26 protein-coding genes are annotated in these 23,523 nt (G+C 69.9%); 7 read left to right on the plus strand and 19 right to left on the minus strand.

The window, feature by feature from the left end:
- Nucleotides 1–12: 12 nt before the first annotated feature.
- Complete coding sequence (pdxT, locus tag G7071_RS16320) at nt 13–609, minus strand: pyridoxal 5'-phosphate synthase glutaminase subunit PdxT (protein WP_246210084.1); 597 nt, start codon at nt 607–609, stop codon at nt 13–15.
- Between the two features lie 45 nt (nt 610–654).
- On the opposite strand from pdxT, the gene G7071_RS16325 reads away from it, so the two are divergent.
- Nucleotides 655–1,830: a serine hydrolase domain-containing protein gene (locus G7071_RS16325; protein ID WP_166320446.1), complete on the plus strand. Its 1,176-nt coding sequence runs from the start codon at nt 655–657 to the stop codon at nt 1,828–1,830.
- Here the strand turns inward: G7071_RS16325 and G7071_RS16330 are convergent.
- The 9 genes from G7071_RS16330 to G7071_RS16370 form a co-directional block, all read right to left on the minus strand.
- Nucleotides 1,811–2,113, minus strand: coding sequence for a hypothetical protein (locus G7071_RS16330; protein WP_166320447.1), 303 nt, complete (start codon nt 2,111–2,113; stop codon nt 1,811–1,813). The two genes, G7071_RS16325 and G7071_RS16330, sit on opposite strands and share 20 nt — an antisense overlap.
- Before the next feature lie 9 nt (nt 2,114–2,122).
- The gene (locus G7071_RS16335) at nt 2,123–2,809 is read right to left on the minus strand and encodes a signal peptidase I (RefSeq protein WP_166320448.1); all 687 of its coding nucleotides are present in this window, start codon (nt 2,807–2,809) and stop codon (nt 2,123–2,125) included.
- Entirely contained in the window at nt 2,809–3,984 is a 1,176-nt protein-coding gene (locus tag G7071_RS16340) for a hypothetical protein (RefSeq protein ID WP_166320449.1), read from the minus strand. Before G7071_RS16340 ends, G7071_RS16335 begins: the two co-directional genes overlap by 1 nt.
- 16 nt (nt 3,985–4,000) lie before the next feature.
- Nucleotides 4,001–4,630 (minus strand): hypothetical protein, encoded by a 630-nt coding sequence (locus G7071_RS16345; protein ID WP_166320450.1) that lies wholly within the window; start codon nt 4,628–4,630, stop codon nt 4,001–4,003.
- An 86-nt stretch (nt 4,631–4,716) separates the two neighbouring features.
- Nucleotides 4,717–5,241: an alternate-type signal peptide domain-containing protein gene (locus tag G7071_RS16350; protein ID WP_166320451.1), complete on the minus strand. Its 525-nt coding sequence runs from the start codon at nt 5,239–5,241 to the stop codon at nt 4,717–4,719.
- Between the two features lie 484 nt (nt 5,242–5,725).
- Entirely contained in the window at nt 5,726–6,634 is a 909-nt protein-coding gene (gene pdxS / locus G7071_RS16355) for a pyridoxal 5'-phosphate synthase lyase subunit PdxS (protein ID WP_166320452.1), read from the minus strand.
- 55 nt (nt 6,635–6,689) lie between these two features.
- The gene (locus G7071_RS16360; protein ID WP_166320453.1) at nt 6,690–7,283 is read right to left on the minus strand and encodes a hypothetical protein; all 594 of its coding nucleotides are present in this window, start codon (nt 7,281–7,283) and stop codon (nt 6,690–6,692) included.
- 47 nt (nt 7,284–7,330) lie between these two features.
- Complete coding sequence (gene pgsA, locus G7071_RS16365; protein WP_166320454.1) at nt 7,331–7,960, minus strand: phosphatidylinositol phosphate synthase; 630 nt, start codon at nt 7,958–7,960, stop codon at nt 7,331–7,333.
- 12 nt (nt 7,961–7,972) lie between these two features.
- On the minus strand, nt 7,973–8,746 hold the full coding sequence (locus G7071_RS16370; RefSeq protein ID WP_246210086.1) for an inositol monophosphatase family protein: 774 nt from the start codon (nt 8,744–8,746) through the stop codon (nt 7,973–7,975).
- Between the two features lie 110 nt (nt 8,747–8,856).
- Here G7071_RS16370 and G7071_RS19740 point away from each other — a divergent pair, with 110 nt between their 5' ends.
- Entirely contained in the window at nt 8,857–8,991 is a 135-nt protein-coding gene (locus tag G7071_RS19740; protein ID WP_281351694.1) for a hypothetical protein, read from the plus strand.
- Nucleotides 8,988–10,130: a N(5)-(carboxyethyl)ornithine synthase gene (locus G7071_RS16375; protein WP_166320455.1), complete on the plus strand. Its 1,143-nt coding sequence runs from the start codon at nt 8,988–8,990 to the stop codon at nt 10,128–10,130. Before G7071_RS19740 ends, G7071_RS16375 begins: the two co-directional genes overlap by 4 nt.
- A gap of 6 nt (nt 10,131–10,136) precedes the next feature.
- On the opposite strand, the gene G7071_RS16380 is transcribed toward G7071_RS16375, so the two are convergent.
- From G7071_RS16380 to thrS, 3 genes are all read right to left on the minus strand, one after another.
- A complete protein-coding gene (locus tag G7071_RS16380) occupies nt 10,137–10,757 on the minus strand; it encodes an antibiotic biosynthesis monooxygenase family protein (RefSeq protein WP_166320456.1) in 621 nt (206 codons plus the stop codon).
- A gap of 108 nt (nt 10,758–10,865) precedes the next feature.
- Nucleotides 10,866–11,378: an HIT family protein gene (locus tag G7071_RS16385; protein ID WP_166320457.1), complete on the minus strand. Its 513-nt coding sequence runs from the start codon at nt 11,376–11,378 to the stop codon at nt 10,866–10,868.
- A complete protein-coding gene (gene thrS, locus G7071_RS16390; protein ID WP_206062835.1) occupies nt 11,378–13,363 on the minus strand; it encodes a threonine--tRNA ligase in 1,986 nt (661 codons plus the stop codon). Before thrS ends, G7071_RS16385 begins: the two co-directional genes overlap by 1 nt.
- A gap of 98 nt (nt 13,364–13,461) precedes the next feature.
- Between thrS and G7071_RS16395 the strand changes: the two genes are divergently transcribed.
- Nucleotides 13,462–14,034: a 1-acyl-sn-glycerol-3-phosphate acyltransferase gene (locus tag G7071_RS16395; RefSeq protein ID WP_166320459.1), complete on the plus strand. Its 573-nt coding sequence runs from the start codon at nt 13,462–13,464 to the stop codon at nt 14,032–14,034.
- Nucleotides 14,035–14,242: 208 nt separating this feature from the next.
- On the opposite strand, the gene G7071_RS16400 is transcribed toward G7071_RS16395, so the two are convergent.
- Complete coding sequence (locus G7071_RS16400; RefSeq protein WP_166320460.1) at nt 14,243–16,036, minus strand: ABC transporter ATP-binding protein; 1,794 nt, start codon at nt 16,034–16,036, stop codon at nt 14,243–14,245.
- An 81-nt stretch (nt 16,037–16,117) separates the two neighbouring features.
- The gene (locus G7071_RS16405) at nt 16,118–16,774 is read right to left on the minus strand and encodes a flavin reductase family protein (RefSeq protein ID WP_166320461.1); all 657 of its coding nucleotides are present in this window, start codon (nt 16,772–16,774) and stop codon (nt 16,118–16,120) included.
- Nucleotides 16,775–16,974: 200 nt separating this feature from the next.
- Between G7071_RS16405 and G7071_RS16410 the strand changes: the two genes are divergently transcribed.
- From G7071_RS16410 to G7071_RS16420, 3 genes are all read left to right on the plus strand, one after another.
- Nucleotides 16,975–18,039 (plus strand): NAD(P)-dependent alcohol dehydrogenase, encoded by a 1,065-nt coding sequence (locus G7071_RS16410; protein WP_166320462.1) that lies wholly within the window; start codon nt 16,975–16,977, stop codon nt 18,037–18,039.
- Between the two features lie 83 nt (nt 18,040–18,122).
- Nucleotides 18,123–18,968 carry a universal stress protein gene (locus G7071_RS16415; RefSeq protein WP_166320463.1) on the plus strand — a complete coding sequence of 282 codons (846 nt, stop codon included), beginning with the start codon at nt 18,123–18,125 and terminating at the stop codon, nt 18,966–18,968.
- Between the two features lie 13 nt (nt 18,969–18,981).
- Entirely contained in the window at nt 18,982–20,208 is a 1,227-nt protein-coding gene (locus G7071_RS16420) for an MgtC/SapB family protein (RefSeq protein ID WP_166320464.1), read from the plus strand.
- Nucleotides 20,209–20,237: 29 nt separating this feature from the next.
- Here G7071_RS16420 and G7071_RS16425 read toward each other — a convergent pair whose 3' ends face one another.
- The 4 genes from G7071_RS16425 to G7071_RS16435 form a co-directional block, all read right to left on the minus strand.
- A complete protein-coding gene (locus G7071_RS16425) occupies nt 20,238–20,627 on the minus strand; it encodes a DUF779 domain-containing protein (RefSeq protein ID WP_166320465.1) in 390 nt (129 codons plus the stop codon).
- Between the two features lie 14 nt (nt 20,628–20,641).
- Nucleotides 20,642–22,165: an acetaldehyde dehydrogenase ExaC gene (gene exaC / locus G7071_RS16430; protein ID WP_166320466.1), complete on the minus strand. Its 1,524-nt coding sequence runs from the start codon at nt 22,163–22,165 to the stop codon at nt 20,642–20,644.
- Between the two features lie 147 nt (nt 22,166–22,312).
- Nucleotides 22,313–22,453: a hypothetical protein gene (locus G7071_RS19465; RefSeq protein WP_246210088.1), complete on the minus strand. Its 141-nt coding sequence runs from the start codon at nt 22,451–22,453 to the stop codon at nt 22,313–22,315.
- Nucleotides 22,453–23,511 (minus strand): GAF domain-containing protein, encoded by a 1,059-nt coding sequence (locus tag G7071_RS16435; RefSeq protein WP_246210091.1) that lies wholly within the window; start codon nt 23,509–23,511, stop codon nt 22,453–22,455. Before G7071_RS16435 ends, G7071_RS19465 begins: the two co-directional genes overlap by 1 nt.
- Nucleotides 23,512–23,523 lie beyond the last annotated feature (12 nt).

The raw sequence follows: 23,523 nt of genomic DNA on the forward strand, positions 1-23,523 counted from the left end.
AGGCTCCCTCTTCTACGCGGTCGTGACGAGGTCGACGAAGTAGCGGTGGATCCGGTCGTCCCTGCCGACTTCGGGGTGGAACGCCGTCGCCATCACGTGCCCTTCGCGAACGGCGACGATCCTACCCGCCGCCTGCCCTGCCTCGACGCGGGCGAGCACCTCGACTCCTGCGCCTGCCTCCTCGACCCACGGCGCCCGGATGAACACCGCGGGCACGGGCTCGTCGAAGCCGTCGAAGGCGACCTCCCCCTCGAAGGAGTCGACCTGGCGGCCGAAGGCGTTGCGCCGGACCGTGACGTCGAGCCCGCCGAGGGTCTCCTGGTCGGCGGTGCCGTCGACGACCCGGTCGGCGAGCATGATCATGCCCGCGCAGGTGCCGAACGTCGGCATGCCCCCGCGGATCCGCTCCTGCAGCGGCTCGAACAGCTCGAAGGTCCGGGCGAGCTTGAACATCGTGGTCGACTCCCCGCCGGGGATCACGAAGCCGTCGCAGCGCCCGAGCTCCTCGGGACGGCGTACGGCGACGGCGTGCGTGCCCAGCGCGGTGAGGACGGCGAGGTGCTCACGCACGTCGCCCTGCAGGCCGAACACGCCGATCACGGGGGTCACGCCGCGAAAGCCTAGAGCGCTGGGACACGGACCTATCCTCGGGGCATGCACCGACTCCGACTCTCCTCCAAGGCCCTGGCGGTGGTCGGCACAGCACTCTCGACCGCCGCGCTGGTGTCCTGCGCCGCGCTGCCCGGCGTGGCTCCCGGTCCGCCGGCCGAGAAATCCGTCTCCTCCGAGCGGCTGGAGCTGCCGACCCCAGGGGTCGACGGATGGTCGACGGCAGCCCCGGCGAAGCTGGGGTTCAGGGCCGGTCGTCTCGAGGAGCTCGCTCGACACGCCAAGTCAACAGGCTCCACCTGCTACGCAGTCCTGCGCCGCGGCCAGCTCGCCCGCGACTGGAACTGGAACCAACCTCGGGAGACCCCTCGCGAGGTCTTCTCCGTGACCAAGTCGGTCGCCAGCGCGCTGGTGGGGATCGCTGCCGCTGACGGCGACCTCGAGCTGGACGACAAGGTCGCCCGCTATGTGCCGCAGTGGCGCGGCACCGCGTCGTCAGGGGTGACGATCCGCAACCTGCTGGCCAACGACAGCGGGCGCTTCTGGTCGAGCGACTCCGACTACAGCCGGATGGTTCAGGCACGAGACCGCACCCGCTATGCCGTCGGGCTCGACCAGCAGCACCCACCCGGGACTGCCTGGGCCTACAACAACGCCGCGATCCAGGTCCTCGACCGGGTCCTGGCCAAGGCGACCGGGCAGCCCACGGACGAGTTCGCCGAGGAGCAGCTGTTCGAGCCGCTCGGGATGTCGCACACACGACTCACGCGCGACGCCAGCGGTCGCTCGACCAACGTGTTCTTCGGGATGCAGACGACCTGTCTCGACATCGCCCGCTTCGGCCAGCTCTTCCTCGACAAGGGGGTGGTCGACGGCCGACGGCTTCTCCCCCGCCGCTTCGTCACTGCCTCGGTGGGCCGTTCCTCCACACCGCTCAACGCCGCCTACGGCTATCTGTGGTGGCTCAACCGTCCGGGCGAGCTGCGCGGCGCGCTCGACGCCGTCGATCCCACGGGCCAACCGGTGGAACCACGCGACGGCACGCTGGTCCCGGGCGCCCCGTCGTCGCTGTATGCCGCCCTGGGACTGGGCGGGCAGACGCTGATGGTCGACCCGCGCAGCCGCACGATCGTGGTCCGGATCGGCGCCCTGTCCTTCGACGAGACGCCGGACTACGGTCTCGCCGATGCCGCCGAGGTCGTCACCTCGGCGCTGCGCTGAAGCGCGGGTGTCGTCGCAGCACCCCGGCAGCGAGGGCCAGGGCCGCGGCGACCACCAGCACCTTCGGGCGCAGCGAGGCAGCTGTGCCGTCGGCCCGATCCTGGCCGATCTCGCCCGGCGCTTCCCGACCTCCACGCCGATCCATCGGCGTGGTGGTCGAGCCCCAGACGAGGCGGGTCGCAACCTCGATCTGGGCCACCTCCCACGGCTCGAGGACCGTTCGGAGCAGACCCAGGCACGGGTCGATCGCGGCGACGTACGGAGAAGGTGGGTGCGCAAGCATCGCGGTGTCCTAGCGACTCGTGGTGGCCAGCTCGGCGCGGTGCCCCGGGCGGCGTCCGGCGTTGTGACCGTAGCGGTGTCCAGCACTGGAGTGGGCTCGATGTCCGGCACCGGGCTCGGCACGGTGTCCGGCACGGTGTCCGGCACGGTGTCCGGCAGGGGGCTTCGAGCGTGATCGGCGGCTGAGAGCGGCGAGCATCGTCTGCGCCGCGGAATAGAGGAGGAGCCCGCCACCCAGGACGTAGATGCCGGTGTTCTTCTTGTCCTGGGTCAAGGCGGTGGCGACGTATCCGGCGTATGGCACGTGATATCTCGCCCTGCCGCGGATCTGCTGCTCGGTCAGCTGATAGGGGTCGTCGCTGCTGTTGGCGTCGCCGCGCGTGGTGAAGACAGCCATCCCGTCCTGGCGGAAGGCCTTCTTCACGATCCGGTGGGTCGTCAGGCTGCTGTCACCGGCCTTGGGCAGGAAGGTGATGACGTCACCCACCCTGAGCTTGTTGGCGTCGTCGACGCCGTCCACGCGCTCCACGACGACCTGGCTGCCCAAGGGATAGGTCGGTGTCATGGAGCCGGAGAGGACCGTGAGCGGGACCCAGCCGTTGACCTTCGGGACAGCGACGAGCGTGACGAGGAGGCCGGCTGCGACGAGGGTGATCAGCCACATGGCGACCCGGACGAGGAGCTTGAGCCAGCGCATCAGCCGAGTCCTACCGGGGCGGAGCTCGGGTTGGCCGAGACCGTGCCGCACCTGGCCTGGTTGTCCTGTTCGCGCAGCTGGACGATCCAGTCCGAGTCGACATAGATCGTCGAACCGGCATAGGGGAAGGCGCGGATCTTGAAGTTCACCCAGGCACCACCCGTCGCATTGTCACCGTCGTTGTTGTTGATCCAGTCGCTGTTGATCGCACTGCCATATCCACTCGCATACTCCAGGGCGAACCGGTGATCGCCGCTCGTCGTGACGACCGGGCTGGTGGCCGCCTGGTCGAGGCCGGCGATGAACGGGGCCCAGACCCCTGACGTGGGGTTCTGTCGCATGACCACGAACCGGTTCATCGCCGGTGTGCTGATGGTCCGCCGTCCGAACTCCCAGCCGTCGGCGGCGAACGGCCAGCCCCAGTAGAGCATCGCGTGGGTGCCGGTGGTCGGAAAGCGATCCCCCAGGCTGCTGGCTCGGGAGCACACGATCCCGTCAGCGCCGATGGTGGGGGGAGGCAGCTTCACCTGATACCTGCTGTTGATCGTGACGGTCACCGACGACGCGGTGGCGGGAGCATGCATCCGCTGCCTGACCTTCGTCTGGATGTCGAGCTGGCGGCCGCCGTGCGACAGGAGGAAGTCGCGGTCGGTGCCGGACCGCGTCACCAACGGGCACAGCGTCTTCGTCTGAGCAGGCGCCAGGTCGTCCCCGGTCACGTCCGGTCCGCTTCGGAAGTATTCGGTGCCGCTGACCAGAGCGCCGCCGGTGACGTTCCAGTAGGGGGTCCCCGAGGCTCCGCTCAGGCAGTTGATCGTGGTCGGGTCATAGCTGAGCCGGACGTTGCTGAGCAGGGAGCTCTTGGTGTTGCTGGCCGGCACTGTCGCCCTGACGCTGACCACGTCGATGGCGCCGGAGACCCGGGTGGCGTTGTTCTTGAGGGTCATCGACGGCTCGTTGGCGACGTCGGACACGGCAGCCTGGGCGTGGTCGACCGTGTTGGTGCTGTCGGTGGCGGTGATGCTGTAGACGCCGGACTGGCTGTCGGGCACGGAGACGGTGAGCTCCTCGCGCCAGCCGGCGTGGGTCGTCCCGGGCGACGTGAGGAGTGCGGGGGCAGCAGCGACGGCGAGGGACGCTGCCGCGACCAGACCCCATCCTGTGCGCTTGCTCATCGTGCTCCTCACTCGATCAGTTCGTCTGGGAGAAGGTGGTCTTCAACGTGCCGAGGTCGAGCGTCTGGGACGTCAGCGCGGCCTCCCAGCGCGCACCGGCGTTGTCGACCGGCAGCTGGATCAGGGCGACGGCGGTGTAGGTCCCGAACTGGCCTGCGGTGGGTGAGATCGAGACCGTCGAGATCAACCCGGAGACGGGCACCGACGACCCGTTGGGCCGGGTGAGGCCCAGCGTCACGACGGCGGAACGGGACAGGAGCGACGACTCAGGCGCCTGGTTGACCAGCGGCCCCGCGTCGAAGACCAGGTCGCCCGTCAGGTTGTTTCCCTCGCCCGTCAGGGTCACCGTGCGAATTAGCTGGACGGTGTCGCCCGGGACCACCCGCTCGCTGGGCAGCGTGTCGGTGACGACCCGGCACTCGACGTATGGCGCGGTGGCCGGGCAGCTCGCGGTCGAGAGATAGGTCCGCGTACCGACCGGCTGGCGAGAGAGCAGCTGGAGCTCGCTCGTCCCACTCATGGACACCGAACCGGCCTGGATGTCGCCCAGCGTGTGGGTGACCTGCTCCTGCCACCCGCTCCAGGTCCCCAGGCTGCTGGTCAGGACGAGAACGCCCAGCAGGGCGGCCAGCATCGAGCTGGCCACCCTGGTGGGGCGCTGCCGAACTGCAGCGCGGTGCCGCGGTTCAGCTGCGCGTCTCGAGGGAGACATGGTGACGCTCAGGCCTCAGATCAGACGACCGGGTTGGCGTTCTGGACCAGGTCGACGGTGAGGTCGCTCAGGTCGAGGGTCTGGTCTTCACCCGTCGTGGTGTCAGCGGGCATCGTGACCGTGACAGTGATGCCGACCGCGGTGTCGTTGGACTCGTCGAGCTGCCTCGTCGCCAGGCCCGAGTCATCGAAGACCGAGGTCGTCGTGACCGCACCGGCGAGCGTGCCCGCCTCGGCGGGCAGGGTGGCCGTCAAGGTCGCCTTCAGGTTGTCACCCACCATGTCCGGCGTGACGATGGTCTTGTACTGGAGGACGTCACCGGGCACCATCCGGAAGGCCGCGACGTCAGTGATCGACACCGGGCTGCCCGAGATGGTGACGTCCTTCCACGAGCCGGCGTCAACCGTCAGGTTGAGGTGACCAGCGGTCACGCTGCCTGGCGCAGCGGCCTTGTTCTCCGACCAGTTGGCGAACGTGCCCCCGACGCCGGTGAGGAGGGTGACGCCGGCGGCCGCTGCGATGAGACCCTTGGTGGACTTGTTCATTTCAGGCTCCTGAAGATCGTGGATCAGGGCGAACAGAGGATGTTCTGTTCCCAACGAGCCCTATCTTGTGGATCTCCCGTTACTTTTGTGTTGAAAAGTCAACAGATAGTCACCTTGCACTAGCCCCGACGGCGGTTGCGTCACCGTTCGGGCCATTCCCGGGTCGCACCTGGCACTCCCGAGCCGGATCGGGTGGGGTTCCCACCAGGACCAGCCGCAGCCGATCGGGCCAGACCGCGGCCCAGGCAGGAGAAGGCGCACAGACGGGCCGGGAGCCAGAGGTAGGTCCGGGGGTCGTGTGCGTGATGGACGACGTAGTCCCCTCCCGACCCCACCGGCGCGCGCGGCGACGTACGCAGTGTCGAGAGTGACCCGGACGAGATGGGGCCCCAGGAGATTGCGCAGCTTGCCGCTCAGAAGAGGCGGTGACTGCCCCACCGGTCACGACGGCGACGCCGCCATGACCAGCGTCCGAGCTACAGGTTCACCAGCCGCGCTCGGCGAGCCGGTGGGGCTGCGGGATCTCGTCGACGTTGATGCCGACCATGGCCTCGCCCAGGCCCCGGCTGACCTTCGCGACCACGTCGGGGTCGTCGAAGAAGGTCGTCGCCTTGACGATCGCCTCGGCGCGCTCGGCCGGGTTGCCGGACTTGAAGATGCCCGAGCCGACGAAGACGCCCTCGGCGCCGAGCTGCATCATCATCGCGGCGTCGGCGGGGGTGGCGATACCACCGGCGGTGAAGAGCACGACGGGCAGCTTGCCGGCCTCGGCGACCTCCTTGACGAGGTCGTAGGGCGCCTGCAGCTCCTTGGCCGCGACATAGAGCTCGTCGGCCTCCAGCCCGTGGAGGCGGCGCAGCTCGGCGCGGATCGTGCGCATGTGGGTCACGGCGTTGGAGACGTCACCGGTGCCGGCCTCGCCCTTGGAGCGGATCATCGCCGCGCCCTCGGTGATCCGGCGCAGCGCCTCACCGAGGTTGGTGGCACCGCACACGAAGGGGACGGTGAACTCCCACTTGTCGATGTGGTTGGCATAGTCGGCCGGCGTCAGGACCTCGGACTCGTCGATGTAGTCCACCCCGAGCGACTGCAGGACCTGCGCCTCGGCGAAGTGGCCGATGCGGGCCTTGGCCATCACCGGGATCGAGACGGCCTCGATGATGCCGTCGATCATGTCGGGGTCGCTCATCCGGCTGACCCCGCCCTGGGCGCGGATGTCGGCGGGAACCCGCTCGAGGGCCATGACGGCCACGGCGCCCGCGTCCTCGGCGATCTTGGCCTGCTCGGCGTTGACGACGTCCATGATGACGCCGCCCTTGAGCATCTCGGCCATGCCCCGCTTGACGCGGGAGGTGCCAGTGGTCGGGACGTCGGTGGTGGGGGTCTGCGCCATACCCTCAATCGTACGGCGATCGAGGCCCTCGAACGAACTCAGGACCCTCCGCAGGTCAGCTGCTGCGGGACTTGGACCGGGACTTGGAGCGGGGCTTGACGCGGGGCGCGCGCTCCTCGAGGAGAACGGTCCTGATCCGTGGCTGCTTCACCGCCAGGTAGGCGATGAGGACGAACAGCAGGGCGTAGGTGACCCCCAAGGTCCAGAGGACGTTGGGCCCCAGCCCCATCTGACGGGCGAACTGGAGTCCGATGACCACACCGATCACGTAGTAGAGCGACTCGATCAGGTAGAAACCGATCACGACCATCTTGTCCACGAGCCGGGCGTCGAAGTCCTCCTGGCACTCCAGCCAGCGTTCCCACCCGGCCCCGTCGGGATACAGGCGCGGCTCGATCACCTCACGGATGTAGCGACCCGCGCGCATGATGCCGTTGTTCTCGGCCGTGAAGAGCAGCGCGATGATCAACACCAGGAGCGGGAGACCGAGGCTGACGAACCCGATGTCGTAGCGGTTGCCGACGAACTGGACCACGGGGATGACAGCAGCGCCGGCGGTGACGATGCGGAAGCGCCTCTCCACCGAGTGCTCGATCTCGGCGCGCAACGTGGCGTACTCGGCAAGCAACATCTCGTGGTCGTCGTTCACGAGCGTGAATGTATGGCGTGGTGACGGTCGCGAGAGGCGCTTTCGCGCTATTTTTCGACCCCACCCGAGTGCTCGACGGCGTGCGCCTGGCTGCGCACGGCCAGGATGCGCTGCACGACCGTCATGGCGCTGAGGACCCCGAGCACACCCAGGCCCCAGGCGAGCACCATCGGGTTGTCACTCACCTCGGCGGCGATGGCCGCGATGCCCAGCACGACGAGACGGTCCGCCCGCTCCATCAGCCCGACGCGCGCCGTGAAGCCGAGTGACTCGGCGCGAGCACGCGCATAGGAGGTGGTCACGCCCGTCACCAGGCACAGCAGCGCCAGCCCGGCCCCGACCATCGAGTCGCCCGGGCCACCGAAGTAGAGGATCACCGCGCCGAAGACCACCGCGTCGGCGATCCGGTCGAGGGTCGAGTCGAGGAAGGCCCCGAACTTGCTCACCCGGTTGCTCATCCGGGCCATGGTCCCGTCGAGCAGGTCGAACAGCGCGAAGACCGTCACGCTCAGGGCGGCGGCGATCAGCTCGCCACGCGGCGCGAACCACAGCGCGGCCGTGCAGGTCGCGACGGTACCGACGATCGTGATCGCGTCCGGGCTGACGCCCAGACGCAGCAGCAGGCGGGCGATGGGCGAGATGATGGCGGTGACGAGACCGCGGATGTGCTCGAGCATGGTGGAGGCAGGCTAGTCGCCGAGCAGGGCAGCGCAGACGTCGGCCACGGCTGTCGGGACACCGGCGACGTGCCAGTCGACGCCGGCGGCGTGCACGACGCGCGACTCCCCGCCTGCTCCGCGGATGATCGCCGCGCCTGGCAGTCGGTCCCAGTCGGGGACGGAGTGCTGGAACAGCACGTCGCACTGCCCACGGGCGATCGCCATCGCGTCCAGGCTCCCCGACCCCATCATCCGCAGGGTGGCGACGCCCTGGACCGCCCGAGCGAAGGCAGCCCCGATCTCCCCCTGGAAGTAGGGCGGATGGAGGTATGTCGTGGCACACGACTCCCGCAGGGGCCGGTCGACCAGGGCCGGCAGACGCTTGCCGTTGCAGGTGCTGGCCACGGTGGGCCCGCCGACGAAGCTGTCTCCGGTGACCGGCTGGTGGACGGCCCCCAGCAGCACGTCGTCCTCCCCGGTGGTCGCGCCCGCCGAGACCAGGGCGAGGGCGCTGCACCACCAGCCGAGGCCGCGGTGGAAGTTGTAGGTGCCGTCGACCGGGTCGATGACCCAGGTGCGACCGCTGGTGCCGGCGTGAGCGGCCCCCTCCTCCCCCACGATCGCGTCGTCGGGCCGTTCACGGCGCAGTGCCTCGACGATGAGTGCTTCGGCCGCCTTGTCCGCGGCTGTCACGACGTCGGTGACGTGGGTCTTGGTCTCGGCCTCGAGGCCCTTCTCCAGCATCGAGGCGGCGAGCGAACCCGCCTCGCGGACAAGTCGGTCGGCGAGCTGCGCGTCATCCACGCCGGGCACGCTACCGGGATCGAGTGACGGCGAGATGGCGAGCGGACAGACGCGGCGGGCGTAGTGTGGCAAGACGGAGCCAACCAGGCTTCCAATCAGGGAGCTCCCCGATGAGCGACAAGTCGCCACGGCAAGGCATGACCAAGAAGTCCGCGAAGTCCATCAAGGAGAAGCGGGCCGAGAAGCACGCGAAGGCCGCGGGGGCCAACACCGCCGTCGAGGGCCTGGGCAACAAGAAGAAGTGAGCCTCCTCAGCCTGGGCGTCGTCGCGACGTCGACCAAGGAGAACGAGCACCGGCTCCCGATCCACCCCGACCACCTGGCACGGCTCGACGCCGACATCGCCGCGCGGGTCACGCTCGAGCACGGCTTCGGCCGGCGGTTCGGGCACAGCGACGCCGACCTGGCGCCATACGTCTCCGGATTCGCGAGCCGTGAGGAGATCATCACCGCCTCCGACGTGGTCGTGCTGCCCAAGCCGCAGCACGAGGACGTGGCCACCATGAGCACCGGCCAGGTGCTCTGGGGCTGGCCACACTGTGTGCAGGACCCCGAGATGACCCAGCTGGCCATCGACAGGAACCTGACGCTGATCGCCTTCGAGGCGATGAACCACTGGACCCGCGACGGTCACGTCGGGCTGCACGTCTTCCACAAGAACAACGAGCTGGCGGGCTACTGCTCGGTGCTCCAGTCGCTGGAGCTCGTCGGGCTCACCGGCGACTACGGTCGCCGGCTCAGCGCCGTGGTGATCGGTTTCGGCGCCACTGCGCGCGGGGCCGTCACCGCGCTCAAGGCGCACGGCGTCAACGACGTCGCCGTGCTCACCACCCGGGGCGTGGCCGCGGTCGGCTCCCCCATCCACTCCGTGCAGATCCGCCAGTTCGACCACGACCCCGACGACCCGTCGGCCAGCTACGTGATCACCGAACGAGGCCGGGTGCCGCTGGCGCCATACCTCGCAGAGAACGACATCGTCGTCAACTGCACCTTCCAGGACCCCAACGCGCCGCTGACCTATCTCCGGACCGAGGACGTCGCCGCCTTCCGCCAGGGCAGTGTGATCGTCGACGTGTCCTGCGACGAGGGCATGGGCTTCGAGTGGGCCGTCCCGACGGGTTTCGACGACCCGATGTTCACCGTCGCCGACCGCGTGCACTACTACGCCGTCGACCACAGCCCGTCATATCTGTGGAACTCCGCCACCTGGGAGAACAGCGAGGCGCTGCTGCCCTTCATCCGGACGGTCCTGTCGGGACCTGCCGCGTGGGAGGGCGACGAGACGATCACCCGGGCCACCGAGATCCGCGACGGGCGGATCCAGAACCCGGCGATCCTCGCCTTCCAGGGGCGCGCCGCCGAGCACCCCCACCCGGTGGTCTGAGGGCCCTCACACCAGCTCGGGCACCCGCAGGTGGGCCAGGCACAGCTCGTACTCACCGACGTCGAGCACGTCGACGCCAGCCTCACGCACGCCCGCGTCGCGGATCGCCCAGCCCTCGTCGCGGCTCTGCTCCATGGCCTCACGACTGTCGAAGGTGGTCGTCGAGCAGGCGCGGTGCAGGGCCCGGTTGACCATCAGGCTCGCGCTGCAGAAGCCCGGCATGCCTTCGATCCGGGGCAGCAGCGAGTCGCGATAGATCTCGATCCCGCGATCGACGCCGTTGTCGTTGGCGCGCATCCACGCCACCCGGCAGCACGAGCCCTCCCGGGTCGTGTGGTCGCGGTGCATGGACGCCACCTCCCACTCCTCGACCTGGGGCTCGCCTCCCAGCATCTCCCCGCCCCGCTCCCGCATCGGGCGCAGGTTGAGGTCGCTGGCGCGCATGGCTTCCTCGGACTCCCACGAGCTGGTGACGATGCACTGGCCCGACTCGCGGTCGACGAGCATCGAGAGGCCGACGCAGCCGTCCATCTCGAGGATCGCCGGCATCACGTCGTCGCGGACGAATGCGATTCCCGAGTCCAGGGCCTCGGGGTTGCCCATGATGGTGGTGGAACGTGCGAACACGGCTGCCTCCGCTGGTCGGGGCAGCGCCCCAGCGGCGCCGCCGGTGACTTCCCACGTTCCTCCCGTGGGCGCCGTTTGGCAACGGGTCAGGGCCGGATCATTGCCACGTCATCGCCAGGCGTCCGCGAGCAGCTGGCGGGTGTCGGCCAGGAGCTGCGGGAGCGTCTTCGTCGCGCCGATGACGGTGATGAAGTTGGCGTCGCCCGACCAGCGTGGCACTACGTGCTGGTGGAGGTGGTCGGCCAGCGAGCCGCCGGCCGGACCGCCGAGGTTGAGACCGACGTTGAAGGCCTGCGGGTTGCTCACGCCTCGGATCGTGCGGATGGCCTGCTGGGTCATCGCCATCAGGTCGGCCGACTCGTCCGCGGTGAGCTCCTCGAGCTCGGCGACGTGGCGATAGGGCAGCACCATCAGGTGCCCGGGGTTGTAGGGGTGCAGGTTGAGCACGGCGTAGGTCGAGCGCCCCCGCGCGACCACGAGACCCTCGGCGTCGTCCCCCTGCGGGATCCGGCAGAACGGACACCCGTCGGCGGTCGTGTCCGAGCGGACATAGGCCATCCGGTGGGGAGTCCAGATCCGGGCGAGGCCGTCGGGGGCACCGACGCCGGACTGGTCGGTCATCAGACCTGCTCGCGGCTCGCGACCGCAGCAGCGACGCGCGCGATGGCCTCCTCGATCGGCACGCCGTTGTCCTGGCGGCCGTCGCGGTAGCGGAACGACACGGCACCGGCCTCGACGTCTTCGTTGCCGGCGATCATCATGAACGGCACCTTCTGCAGCTGCGCGTTGCGGATCTTCTTCTGCATCCGGTCGTCGGAGTCGTCGACCTCGACCCGCAGCCCTTGCACGCGCATCTGCCGTGCCACATCGTGGAGGTAGTCGCTGAACGCGTCGGCGACCGGGATCGCCGTCACCTGGACCGGGGCGAGCCAGGGCGGGAACGCGCCGGCGTAGTGCTCGACCAGGACCCCGAAGAACCGCTCCAGCGAGCCGAACTTGGCGGAGTGGATCATCACCGGCTGCTTCCGGCTGCCGTCGGCGGCCTGGTAGGCCAGCTCGAAGCCCTTCGGCTGGTTGAAGTCGTACTGGATCGTCGACATCTGCCAGGTCCGGCCGATGGCGTCGCGGGCCTGCACGGAGATCTTGGGGCCGTAGAACGCCGCGCCGCCCGGGTCCGGGACGAGCTCGAGACCGGAGTCGACCGCGACGTCCTCGAGGACCTTGGTCGCCACCGCCCACTCCTCCTCGGTGCCGACGAACTTGTCGGGCTTGGAGTCGTCGCGGGTGGAGAGCTCGAGATAGAAGTCGTCGATCCCGAAGTCACGCAGCAGCCCGAGCACGAAGTCGAGCAGGTGCTTGACCTCGGCCGGCGCCTGCTCGGGGGTGACGTAGGAGTGGCTGTCGTCCTGGGTGAGCCCGCGGACACGGGTCAGGCCGTGCACGACGCCGGACTTCTCGTAGCGATAGACGCTGCCGAACTCGAAGAGCCGCAGCGGCAGCTCACGGTAGGACCGTCCGCGCGAGCGGAAGATCAGGTTGTGCATGGGGCAGTTCATCGCCTTGAGGTAGTAGTCCGAGCCCTCGAACTCCATCGGCGGGAACATCGTGTCCTTGTAGTAGGGCAGGTGTCCGGAGGTGTGGAAGAGCCCCTCCTTGCTGATGTGGGGGGTGCCGACATAGTCGAAGCCCTCCTCGATGTGGCGCTGGCGGACGTAGTCCTCCATCACCCGCTTGATCACGCCGCCCTTGGGGTGGAAGACGGCCAGCCCCGAGCCGATCTCGTCGGGGAAGCTGAACAGGTCGAGGTCGCGGCCGAGCTTGCGGTGGTCGCGCCGCTCGGCCTCCTCGATCCGGTGGAGGTGCTCGTCGAGGGCCTCCTTGGTCTCCCAGGCGGTGCCATAGATGCGCTGCAGCTGCTTGTTCTTCTCGTCGCCGCGCCAGTAGGCCGCGGCAGTGCGCATCAGCTTGAACGCGGGGATCCGCTTGGTGGTCGGCAGGTGCGGGCCCCGACAGAGGTCCGACCACTTCGCCTCGCCGTTGCGGCCGACGTTGTCATAGATCGTGAGCTCGGCTCCACCGACCTCGACGCTGGCGCCCTCCGTGTCATCGGCGCCCGCGCCGCCCTTGAGCCCGATCAGCTCGAGCTTGTAGGGCTCGTCCTGGAGCTCGTTGATGGCGTCCGCGTCGGTGGTGACCCGGCGCTCGAAGCGCTGGTTCTCCTTGATGATCTTGCGCATCGCGGACTCGATCTTGACCAGGTCCTCCGGCACGAACGGGGTCTCGACGTCGAAGTCGTAGTAGAAGCCGTCCGTCACGGGCGGGCCGATCCCCAGCTTGGCCTCCGGCCAGAGCTGCTGGACGGCCTGCGCCATCACGTGCGCGGCGGAGTGGCGCAGGATGTCTCGACCGTCGCGGCTGGCGATGTCGACGCCCTCCACCTCGTCGCCGTCGCGCAACTCGTAGGCCAGGTCCTTGAGGTCTCCCCCGACCCTGGCAGCCACGATGTCGGTGTTGTCCTTGAAGAGCTCCCAGGCCTTGGTGCCCGTCGTGGCGGTCTGCTCCTCACGCTGGCCAGCGTGGGTGCGGACGACCTTGATCTCGGACACTGGATCTCCCTGGGACGAAAACATACGTACGGACGCCGCGATCGTATCGAGGCGGGGTCAGGCCGACATCGGCCGCCTGACCCCAGTAGCCTCACGCCATGTCCCGCATGGTGGTCCGTCCCCTCCTCGCCCGCACGATCCTGCGAGCAGCCCGTTGGCGCACCGAGGGGACCCTGCCGCCGCGCGGCATCGTGGTGGGCGCCCCCCACACCTCCAACTGGGACTGGGTCTTCTCGCTCCTGCTCGCGTGGAGCCAGGGCCGACACCCACGGATCATGGTCAAGAAGGAGTTCTTCTCCGGGCCCGTCGCGCCGATCATGCGCGCCACCGGCGCGATCTCGGTCGACCGCAAGAATCCGGCTGCCGACCTGAGGAAGCTGATCGCCTCCATCGAGGGCTCCGACGACTTCCTGCTGGCGATCGCCGCCGAGGGCACCCGCAGCAAGTCCGACCACTGGAAGTCCGGCTTCTACCGCCTCGCCCAGCAGACCGGCCTGCCGATCACGCTGGCCTTCATCGACGGCCCCTCACGCACGGTCGGTGCCGGCCCCACGATCACGCCGAGCGGCGACCTGGCCGCCGACATGGACCTCGTGCGCGCGTTCTATGCCGACAAGCGCGGAATCCACCCGGAGCAGCGCACCGAGCCGCGGCTGCGCAACGAGGCCTGAGCGGCCTTCGGCGTACGGCGTCGCTGCTCGGCCGTGCTTGCGCGCCGACTCGACCGTGCTTGCGCGCCGACTCGACCGTGCTCGCGCGCCGACTCGACCGTGCTCGCGCGCCGACTCGACCGTGCTCGCGCGCCGACTCGACCGTGCTCGCGCGCCGACTCGACCGTGCTCGCGCGCCGACTCGACCGTGCTCGCGCGCCGACTGGCGTCATGCGGTCGACGGCTCACCGGTCTGCACCCGCCACAACGCGGCGTAGGCCCCAGCGAGCTGCAGGAGCTCGTCGTGCGTGCCGGCTTCTGCGACCCGCCCGGCGTCGAGCACCCAGATCCGGTCGGCGTGGCGCACGGTGGAGAGCCGGTGCGCGACGACGATCGCAGTGCACTGCGCCGTGGCCAGTCGCAGTGACCGCTGGATGGCAGCCTCGGTCTCGTTGTCCACGGCGCTGGTCGCCTCATCCAGCACGAGCACGGCGGGGTCGCGCAGGAGGGCGCGCGCGAGGGCGAGTCGCTGGCGCTGCCCGCCCGACAGGGTCACGCCGCGCTCCCCCACCCATGCGTCGAGCCCGCCGGGGAGTGCTTCGATGAAGTCGAGGGCGGCGGCAGCCTCGGCGGCCGCACGGACCTGCTCACGCGTCGCGCCGGGCCGTCCGTAGGCGATGTTGTCGGCGATCGAGCCGGCGAACATGAACACGTCCTGCGCGACATATCCCATCGAGCCACGCAGCGAGTCCCAGTCGAGCTCGCGGACGTCCTGCCCATCGAACAGCACCCGCCCCTCGCGGGCGTCGTCGAAGCGGAGCACCAGGCGCAGCAGGGTGGACTTGCCCGAGCCGGTGGCGCCGACGACGGCATGCGTCTCGCCCGCGGGGACGACCAGGTCGATGCCATGGAGGACGTCCGGACCGTCCCCGTAGCCTGCCCGGACTCCGCGGAGCTCCACCCGGCCGGCCACCGGGCGGACCAGCGCGGTGGATCCCGCGGGCACGGTGATCGGCACGGCGAGCAGGGCCAGGATGCGAGCAGTGGAGGCGCGGCCGCGCTGGTAGAGGTCGAGGACCTCGGCCACCTCGGTGAGCGGCCACAGCAGGCGCTGGGTCATGAAGACGAGCACGCTGTAGAGCCCGACCTCGAGCTCGCCGCGCAGGGTCGCCCACCCGCCGAGGAGCAGGGTGCAGGTGAAGCCGGCCAGGATCGCCATCCGCACCAACGGCACGAAGGCGGCCGAGGACCGGATCGCTCGGGTGTTGGCGTCGCGATAGGCGCTCGAGACCGCGGCGACCCGGTCGCGCTCGCGGTCCTCGGCCGTGAACGCCTTGATGGTGGCGATGCCGGCGAGGTTGGAGCTCAAGGTGCCGGAGAGGTCGGAGACCGCGGAGCGCACCCGGTCATAGAGCGGTTCGAGACGCCGCTGGAAGACGAGGGACCCGACCACGATCAGCGGGATCGGCAGGAACGCCAGGACCAGCAGCTGCCCCGACGCCGCCGCGAACACGCCGCCGACCAGGAGCACGTTGAGGGTGGTCTGCAAGATGGCGGGGGCGCCGATGTCGAGGAAGCGCTCGAGCTGGTTGACGTCGTCGTTCAGCGTCGCCAGGGTCGAACCCGCTGCGCGCCCCTCGTGCCAGCCCAGGTCGAGGTGCTGGACGTGGTCATAGGCCTCGACGCGCAGGTCGTGCTCGACCCCCTGCGCCAGTCCTCGCCAGAGCACGTCGGCGACATACTGCGACAGGGACTCGATGAGCCACACGACTGCATTGATGGCAGCCAGCCAGGCCAGCTGCGCATAGCGCGAGTCGACGCCGAGCGCCTGGCCCACGAACGAGTCCTGCCCCCGGACGACGACGTCGACCGCCGCGCCGATGAGCAGCTCCGGCACGACGTCGGCCACCTTGTTGACGGTCGACGCGGCGACGGCTGCGACGAACCGACCGCGGTAGGCGCGATAGCGCTGCCACAGCGCTCGGAGAGGGCGGTCGGCATCCGGGTACGGGTCATGGGACACGACCTGAGATTGTCCGGGCGGCCGTCACCGCACTCGTCGTCGGGTCCGCCGGTGGGCAGTCCCCGCGGCCCGTGACCCCACTCAGCCCGGTTGCTCGAGGCGCCCCCGCGCGTCGACCACGCCACCGCCGGGCACCCGCATCTCGAAGCTGTCGGCGACCACGGTGTATTCGTTGAAACCCAGACGGGCGATCGGTCGGATCCTCCTGACGTCGAGGCGGCCGTCGTCGGTGAGCGCGTCGTCATCGATGTGGATCCGCTCGACGCGCCCGAAGACCACGTCGGCGGTTCCGACCTGCGAACCGCCCGGCAGGTGAGTCGTGGAGAGGTAGCGACACTCGAAGTGAACGGGGCTCTCCGCGACCATCGGCAACGGCGAGAGCTCTGCATAGGTCCGAGTCACGCCGACCCGGTCGAACTCGCTCTCGCCGGGAGGCAAGGTCATGGCCGTGATGTTGACGGCCTCGCGCAGGTCCCACGTCGCCAGGTTGTAGACGAACCAGCCGGTCTCCTCGGCGTTCACCACGGTGTCCTTGCGTCGACCGTCAGGATGACGATTGGCCGAGAACATCACCGTCGGAGGGTCGAAGGTCAACACCTGGAACTGGCTGAACGGCGCCAGGTTCTCCACTCCGTCGGCGCTTCGACTGGACAGCCAGGCGATCGGCCGAGGCACGACACAGTTCTCGAAGGCCGACAGCGGCAGCGGGTCACGCACGGTGGCCGGGTCGAACTTCATGGGACGTCCAATGATGGCTGCGGGCTTCCGGTCAGAAGAGACTGCCATACAACCCCATCCCGTCGGGCCCACGACCGCGCCGGGACGACCGCCGTCCGCGATGTGCGACGGCCCAACGTCCCTCGGACTCGGGACGGTTGCCCCGTGCCTCCCCGCGGGCGGCGGCGCATGCTGGGATGAACGACTACTCAGGAGGAACCATGAGGGCATTGAGGCTCGAGTCCTGGCAGAGCACTCCGCAGCTGCGTGAGGTGCCGGTGCCCGAACCCGGCCCCGGCCAGGTGCTCGTCCAGATGGGCGGCGCCGGCGCCTGTCACTCCGACCTGCACCTGATGGACGAGTTCACCGACGGCGCTCTGCCGTGGGGCCCGCCCTTCACCCTGGGCCACGAGAACGCCGGCTGGGTGCACGCCGTCGGGTCGCACGTCCACGGCCTCGAGCCGGGCCAGCCGGTCGCGGTCGTCGGCGCCTGGGGATGCGGCACCTGCCCGCGCTGCCTCGCCGGGCTCGAGACCTACTGCGACCGCCCCGACCTCGCACCCGCGCCGGGCGGCGGCGGCGGCCTCGGCCTCGACGGCGGTATGGCGGACTACCTCCTGGTCCCGAGCGCACGCCATGTCGTGCCCCTCCCCGAGGGTCTCGCACCGGCGGACGCGGCGCCCCTCACCGACGCCGCGCTCACGCCCTACCACGCGATTCGTCGTTCCCGGGAGAAGCTGGTCCCGGGATCGCTGGCGGTGGTGATCGGGGTCGGGGGCCTGGGTCACCTCGCAGTCCAGATCCTGCGTGCGACGACGGCGGCGGTCGTCGTGGCGGTCGATGCTCGCGAGGCCGCGCGCGACCTCGCTGTCCGGAGCGGCGCCGACCTGGCGCTCGCTCCCGGCGACTCCCTGGTCGACCAGATCCGCGAGGCCGGCCACGGGTTCGGCGCCGACGTCGTGCTGGACATGGTCGGCACGGACCAGACGCTGCAGACAGCGGCGGCCGCTGCCCGTCAGCTCGCCGACATCACCCTGGTCGGCCTCGGCGGTGGAACGCTGCCGTACTCCTTCTTCTCCGTGCCCTACGAGGTCAGCGTCCAGTCGACCTACTGGGGCAACCGGAGCGAGCTGGTCGAGGTCCTCGACCTGGCGGCGCGCGGCCACCTGCGACCCGAGGTGACCCGCTTCCCCCTCGACCGGGCGGGGATGGTCTACGACCGGCTCCGCGAAGGTGCGATCGAGGGTCGTGCCGTTGTCGTCGCGCACGAGGAATACACACCCTGAGCCGAACGGGCGTGAGTCGCACGACCCTGACGTGGTGACCTTCGGCCCTGCCGACCCATCGGCGGCTGCGGGAGCGTGGAGCCATGGACGAGAAGACCTTCCGTGACTGCATCGTCGTCGGCATCGACGGCTCCGACCATGCTGATGCCGCTCTGGGCTGGGCTGCCGACCAGGCCGGCCTCGAACGGCGACCGCTCCTGATCGTGCACAGCGCACCGGACGCCCGCAGGGATCCCGTGCGCGAGCAGATGGTGCAGGACGCGGTGCACCTGGCGAGCACCGGCCGGACCGGGATCGACATCCGCACCCTGGTCGCCGAGGACGACCCGCGGGAGACGCTGATCACCGGCTCGCGCAGTGCACGTCTGGTCGTGGTGGGTTCGCACGGGCGGTCTCGCTGGCGCACCGCGCTGCTCGGCTCGGTGAGCGCAGCAGTGGCCCGCCACGCGGCCTGCCCGGTGGTGGTGACCAAGGACGTGACCCGCGACAGCGGTCTGGGTGTCCTGGTCGGCGCCGACGGCACTGACGCCAGCCGGCCCGTCATCGAGTTCGCGTTCCGTCAGGCCTCGTTGCGCCAGCAGGCCCTCACCGTGACCCACTGCTTCTGGGACATCGCCGGTGAGCTTGCCCACGGTCGTGACGTCCGGCCCGACGAGGCCGGCGTCGACGACCTGCGGATGCTGCTGTCCGCGTCGGTGGCAGGCCTGCGCGAGGACTACCCCGACGTCCCGGTCGAGCTCACCCTCTCCCGCGGGCTGGTCGACGTGGTCCTGGCCAAGGAGCTTCCTGCCCACGACCTCCTGGTGGTCGGCCGGCACCCCGCGTCGGGGCCGGCTCGCCTGCTCTACTCCTCCATCACGGCGGCCGTGCTCGAACAGGGCCGGGGCAACGTCGCCGTGGTTCCCGAGTCGCCCGCGGCGAGCGGCTGAGACCAGCACGGCGTTGAACGACATCGAGCTCTGGCAGTCACTGGGCGTGGCCCTCGCCATCGGGCTGCTGGTCGGCGCCGAGCGCGAGCGCTCCAAGCCTGCCCAGGGCACCCTCGGGATCAGGACGATGGCCCTGCTGGCCCTGGTCGGCGCCTTGTCCACCTTGGTGCAGCCCATCGTCGCCGGCGGGCTGGTGGCCGGAGCGGTCCTGCTCGTGGTCCTCGGCTATGCCACCTCCCGTCAGCGCGACCCCGGCCTCACGACCGAGGTCGCCGGCGTCGCGGTGGTCGGACTCGGCGCACTGGCCACGTCCCGCCCCGCCGCCGCAGCAGCGCTTGCCGTGGCGATCACCGTGCTCCTGGTCTCGCGGGACGCGCTGCACAGGTTCGTCCGGGAGACCGTGACCGAGCGCGAACAGGCCGACGCCCTGAAGTTCTTCGTCGCCGCCTTCGTGCTGCTCCCGATCCTCCCGTCCGGCCGCTTCGGCCCCTATGGGACCTGGGTCCCCCAGCGGATCTGGCTCCTCGTCGTGCTCATCACCGGCATCGGCTGGGTGGGCTACGTGGCCACTCGCATGCTGGGAGCCCGCCGTGGCCTGATGGTCACGGGCCTCGCGGGCGGGTTCGTCTCCGGGACCGCTACGACCGGCGTCATGGCGGCGCGGTTCCGCCGGGGTGAGGCCCCGCTGGGACCGGCCCTGGCGGGGGCATCCCTGGCCAGCGTGTCGACGCTTCTGCAGCTCGTCGTCGTCACCGCGATCGCAGACCCACGCGTCACCGCCCGCCTCCTGCCAGCCGTGGTCGTCGGGTCGGCGGTCCTGTCGATCGAGGCCTGCTGGCTGGCACGCAAGCAGGACAACGCCACCGCCGACGGGGCGGAGCCGACGGGGCGGCCGTTCGCGTTGGTCCCTGCCCTCGTCCTGGCGGGGATCATCTCGGTGGTGCTTCCGCTGGCGGTCTGGATGGAGCAGCGGTACGGCGCTGCCGGCGCCCTCGCCGCGACCGCGACCGGAGCCGTCGCGGACGTCCACGGTGCGAGCGTCGCCGTCGCCACCCTGGCCCACGACGGCAGGGTGTCGGTGAGCACCGCGGTCGTCGCCGTGGGTCTCGGCCTCGCGACCAACACCGTCGGCAAGGTGGTCGTCGCGGGGGGTGCGGGCGGGGCGCGCTTCGCCGTCACCCTCGCCGCCTGCCTGGCGCCGGCCTCAGCTGCCTTCGCCGCAGCCTTGCTGCTCTGGTGAGCCACGGCGCGTCAGCGCCCAGCCCGAGGTCACTGCCCCGGCTCCGGCTGCAGGTCGGCGTACTCCTCATCGGTCATCAGTCGGGAACGGATCAGGAACCTCACCCCTTCGGGAGCCTCCAGGGAGAACCCGGCGCCACGGCCCTTGACCACGTCGACCGTGAGGTGGGTGTGCTTCCAGAGCTCGAACTGCGACCTCGACATCCACATGGGCACGTGGCGCTCGAGCCCCACGTCGAGGTCGCCGAGGTGGATGTCGGAGTCGCCGGTGCGGAACTCACCGTCGGGATAGCACATGGGTGAGGACCCGTCGCAGCACCCACCGGACTGGTGAAACATCACGGGGCCGTGCGCCTCGGTGAGGCGGCGGATCATCTCCGCCGCCTCACCGGTGACCGCGACGCGTTCGACGTCAGTCATCGTCGCGTCCCGGCTCAGAAGAAGCCGAGCTTGTCCGGGCTGTAGGAGACAAGCAGGTTCTTGGTCTGCTGGTAGTGGTCGAGCATCATCTTGTGGTTCTCCCGCCCGATGCCTGACTGCTTGTAGCCGCCGAACGCCGCGTGCGCGGGGTAGGCGTGGTAGCAGTTGGTCCACACCCGGCCGGCCTGGATGGCCTTGCCCGCGCGGAACATCCGGGCACCGTCGCGGGTCCACAGCCCGGCCCCGAGGCCGTAGAGCGTGTCGTTGGCGATCTTGAGGGCATCGGCCTCGTCGTCGAAGCCGGTGAGCGAGACGACCGGCCCGAAGATCTCCTCCTGGAAGATGCGCATCGAGTTGTCACCCTCGAACACCGTGGGCTGCACGTAGTAGCCCTCCGCGAGGTCGCCCTCGAGGACGTTGCGCTCACCTCCGGTGAGCACCTTGGCGCCCTCCTGCTTGCCGATGTCGAGGTAGGACAGGATCTTCTCGAGCTGGTCGTTGGACGCCTGGGCGCCCATCATCGTGGTGACGTCGAGCGGGTTTCCCTGGGTGATCGCCTCGACCCGCTGGATCGCGTCGTGCACGAAGTCCGAGTACATCGAGCGCTGCACCAACGCCCGCGAGGGGCAGGTGCACACCTCGCCCTGGTTGAGGGCGAACATCGCGAACCCCTCGAGCGCCTTGTCGTAGAACGCGTCCTTCTCCTGCGCGACGTCGTCGAAGAAGATGTTCGGGCTCTTGCCGCCGAGCTCGAGCGTGACGGGGATGATGTTCTCCGAGGCGTACTGCATGATCAGCCGCCCGGTCGTGGTCTCACCGGTGAAGGCGATCTTGCGGATGCGGGGGCTGCTCGCCAGCGGCTTGCCGGCCTCCACCCCGAAGCCGTTGACGACGTTGAGGACCCCCGGCGGCAGCAGGTCGCCGACCAGCTCCATGAGCTTGAGGATCGACCAGGGGGTCTGCTCGGCGGGCTTGAGCACGACGGCGTTGCCGGCGGCGAGAGCCGGGGCGAGCTTCCAGACCGCCATCAGGATGGGGAAGTTCCACGGGATGATCTGCCCGACGACGCCCAGCGGCTCGTGGAAGTGATAGGCGATCGTGGTCTCGTCGATCTCGGAGATGCCGCCCTCCTGGCCGCGCAGGGCGCCGGCGAAGTAGCGGAAGTGGTCGATGGCCAGCGGCATGTCCGCGTTCAGCGTCTCGCGTACGGCCTTGCCGTTGTCCCAGGTCTCGATGACTGCGAGGGTCTCGAGGTTCTGCTCCATGCGGTCGGCGATCTTGAGCAGGACGTTGGAGCGTTCCGTGGTCGAGGTCCGGCCCCAGGCGTCGGCCGCGTTCCAGGCCGCGTCGATGGCCGCGTCGATGTCCTCGGCCGTGCCCCGCGCGACCTCGGTGAACGGCTTGCCGTTGACCGGGGAGATGTTCTCGAAGTAGCCACCCTTGACCGGGTCGACCCACTCCCCCCCGATGTAGTGGCCGTAGCGGCTCTTGACCTCGATGTCCGAGCCATCGGTTCCGGGCTGTGCGTAGACGGTCATCTGATGCTCCAGGAGTGAGGGGGTGTGACACCCGTCACGCTACGAGCGACGACGTTGCAACAACGTTGCGTGGCGGGGGTTCGACGAACGCCCGCCGTCGGGGTGGCGCCAGCAGGTCCCGACGGAGAGCCCGTGGACCAGCCGGGATCAGGCGAGGTCGCGGTCCAGGCGCGCGAGCTGGCCGTCGACCAGGGAGCGCATCGGTGACCCAGCGCCGAGGGCTTCGCGCTGAGCCACCCACATCTCGTAGTCGTCGGCGCCCCAGCTGGAGCGCGTCCACGTCGACATCAGGTCGGGCTCGCGACCGGCGAGCACGGTCGCGCGCAGGGAGTGGTGGAGCCCGTCGCGGAGCCGCACGACTCCCGGAGCGGTCGAGCGCGGCAGGATCGGGCCGCGGTAGTCACGCAGGGCACGGCGTACGTCGCCCGCCGCGAGCTGTGCCTCGAGGGCCAGCCAGTCACCGGCGACCCCCGCGCGCAGCCGGTAGGGCCGCGAGGCGAGAAGGTCGTCACCGAGGAGGTGCCGGAGACGGTTGAGCTCGGCGCGAAGGGTGGACGAGGCGCCGTCCTCCTCGTAGACCAGCACGGCGAGCTCGTCCCCGGAGAGCCCTCGGGGGCCGACGCCAGCAGGAGCAGGATCTCGCTGTGCCTCGGCGAGAGTCGCACGGACTGGCGGGTGCCCCGCCCGTTGTCGATGATCAGCACGGCCTCGTGGCGGCCGAGCAGCTCCACCACCACCTGGAGCCCCGCCGGCGACTCGACCGGCTTCGTCGCCCGGGTCAGGAGCTCGCGCGCCAGCTCCGCCTCCGCCATCCGGGCGGCGGCGCGCACCATCGCCATCGTCTGCGGCACGGCGATGTCGTCGTTGCCGGTGATGTCGAGCACCCCGAGCAGGGTGCTGGACGTCGGGTCGTGGATCGGGGTGGCAGCACAGCTCCACTGCTGCACGGAGTGTCGGAAGTGCTCGGCCCGGCGAACCTGCACGGGTTGGCCCAGCCGCAGTGCGAGGCCGGGCGCGTTGGTGCCGGCGAGCCGCTCGTCCCAGTTGGAGCCTTCCACGAAGCCGATCCGCTCCGCCTGCCGCAGGGTGGAGGGAGAGCCGCAGACCCAGAGCAGCTGACCGGCAGCGTCGCTGACCGCCATGACCGCACCGCAGTCGCGGGCTGCCTGGCCGAGCACGTCGTCGAGCAGCGGGAAGACCTGGGACAGCGGGTGGGCCTCGCGGTGGTCGCGCAGGTCGGACGCCTCCAGGGTGATCGGGGCCTCGACCCGGTCGACGTCGACCCCGGACGCGGCCGAGAGGTGCCAGGAGTCAGCCACCTCTGCGCGCATGCCGTCGCGGGTCATGCGACAAGTAGA

The sequence above is a fragment of the Nocardioides piscis genome, from assembly GCF_011300215.1.
In the GTDB taxonomy this organism is placed as follows: domain Bacteria; phylum Actinomycetota; class Actinomycetes; order Propionibacteriales; family Nocardioidaceae; genus Nocardioides; species Nocardioides piscis.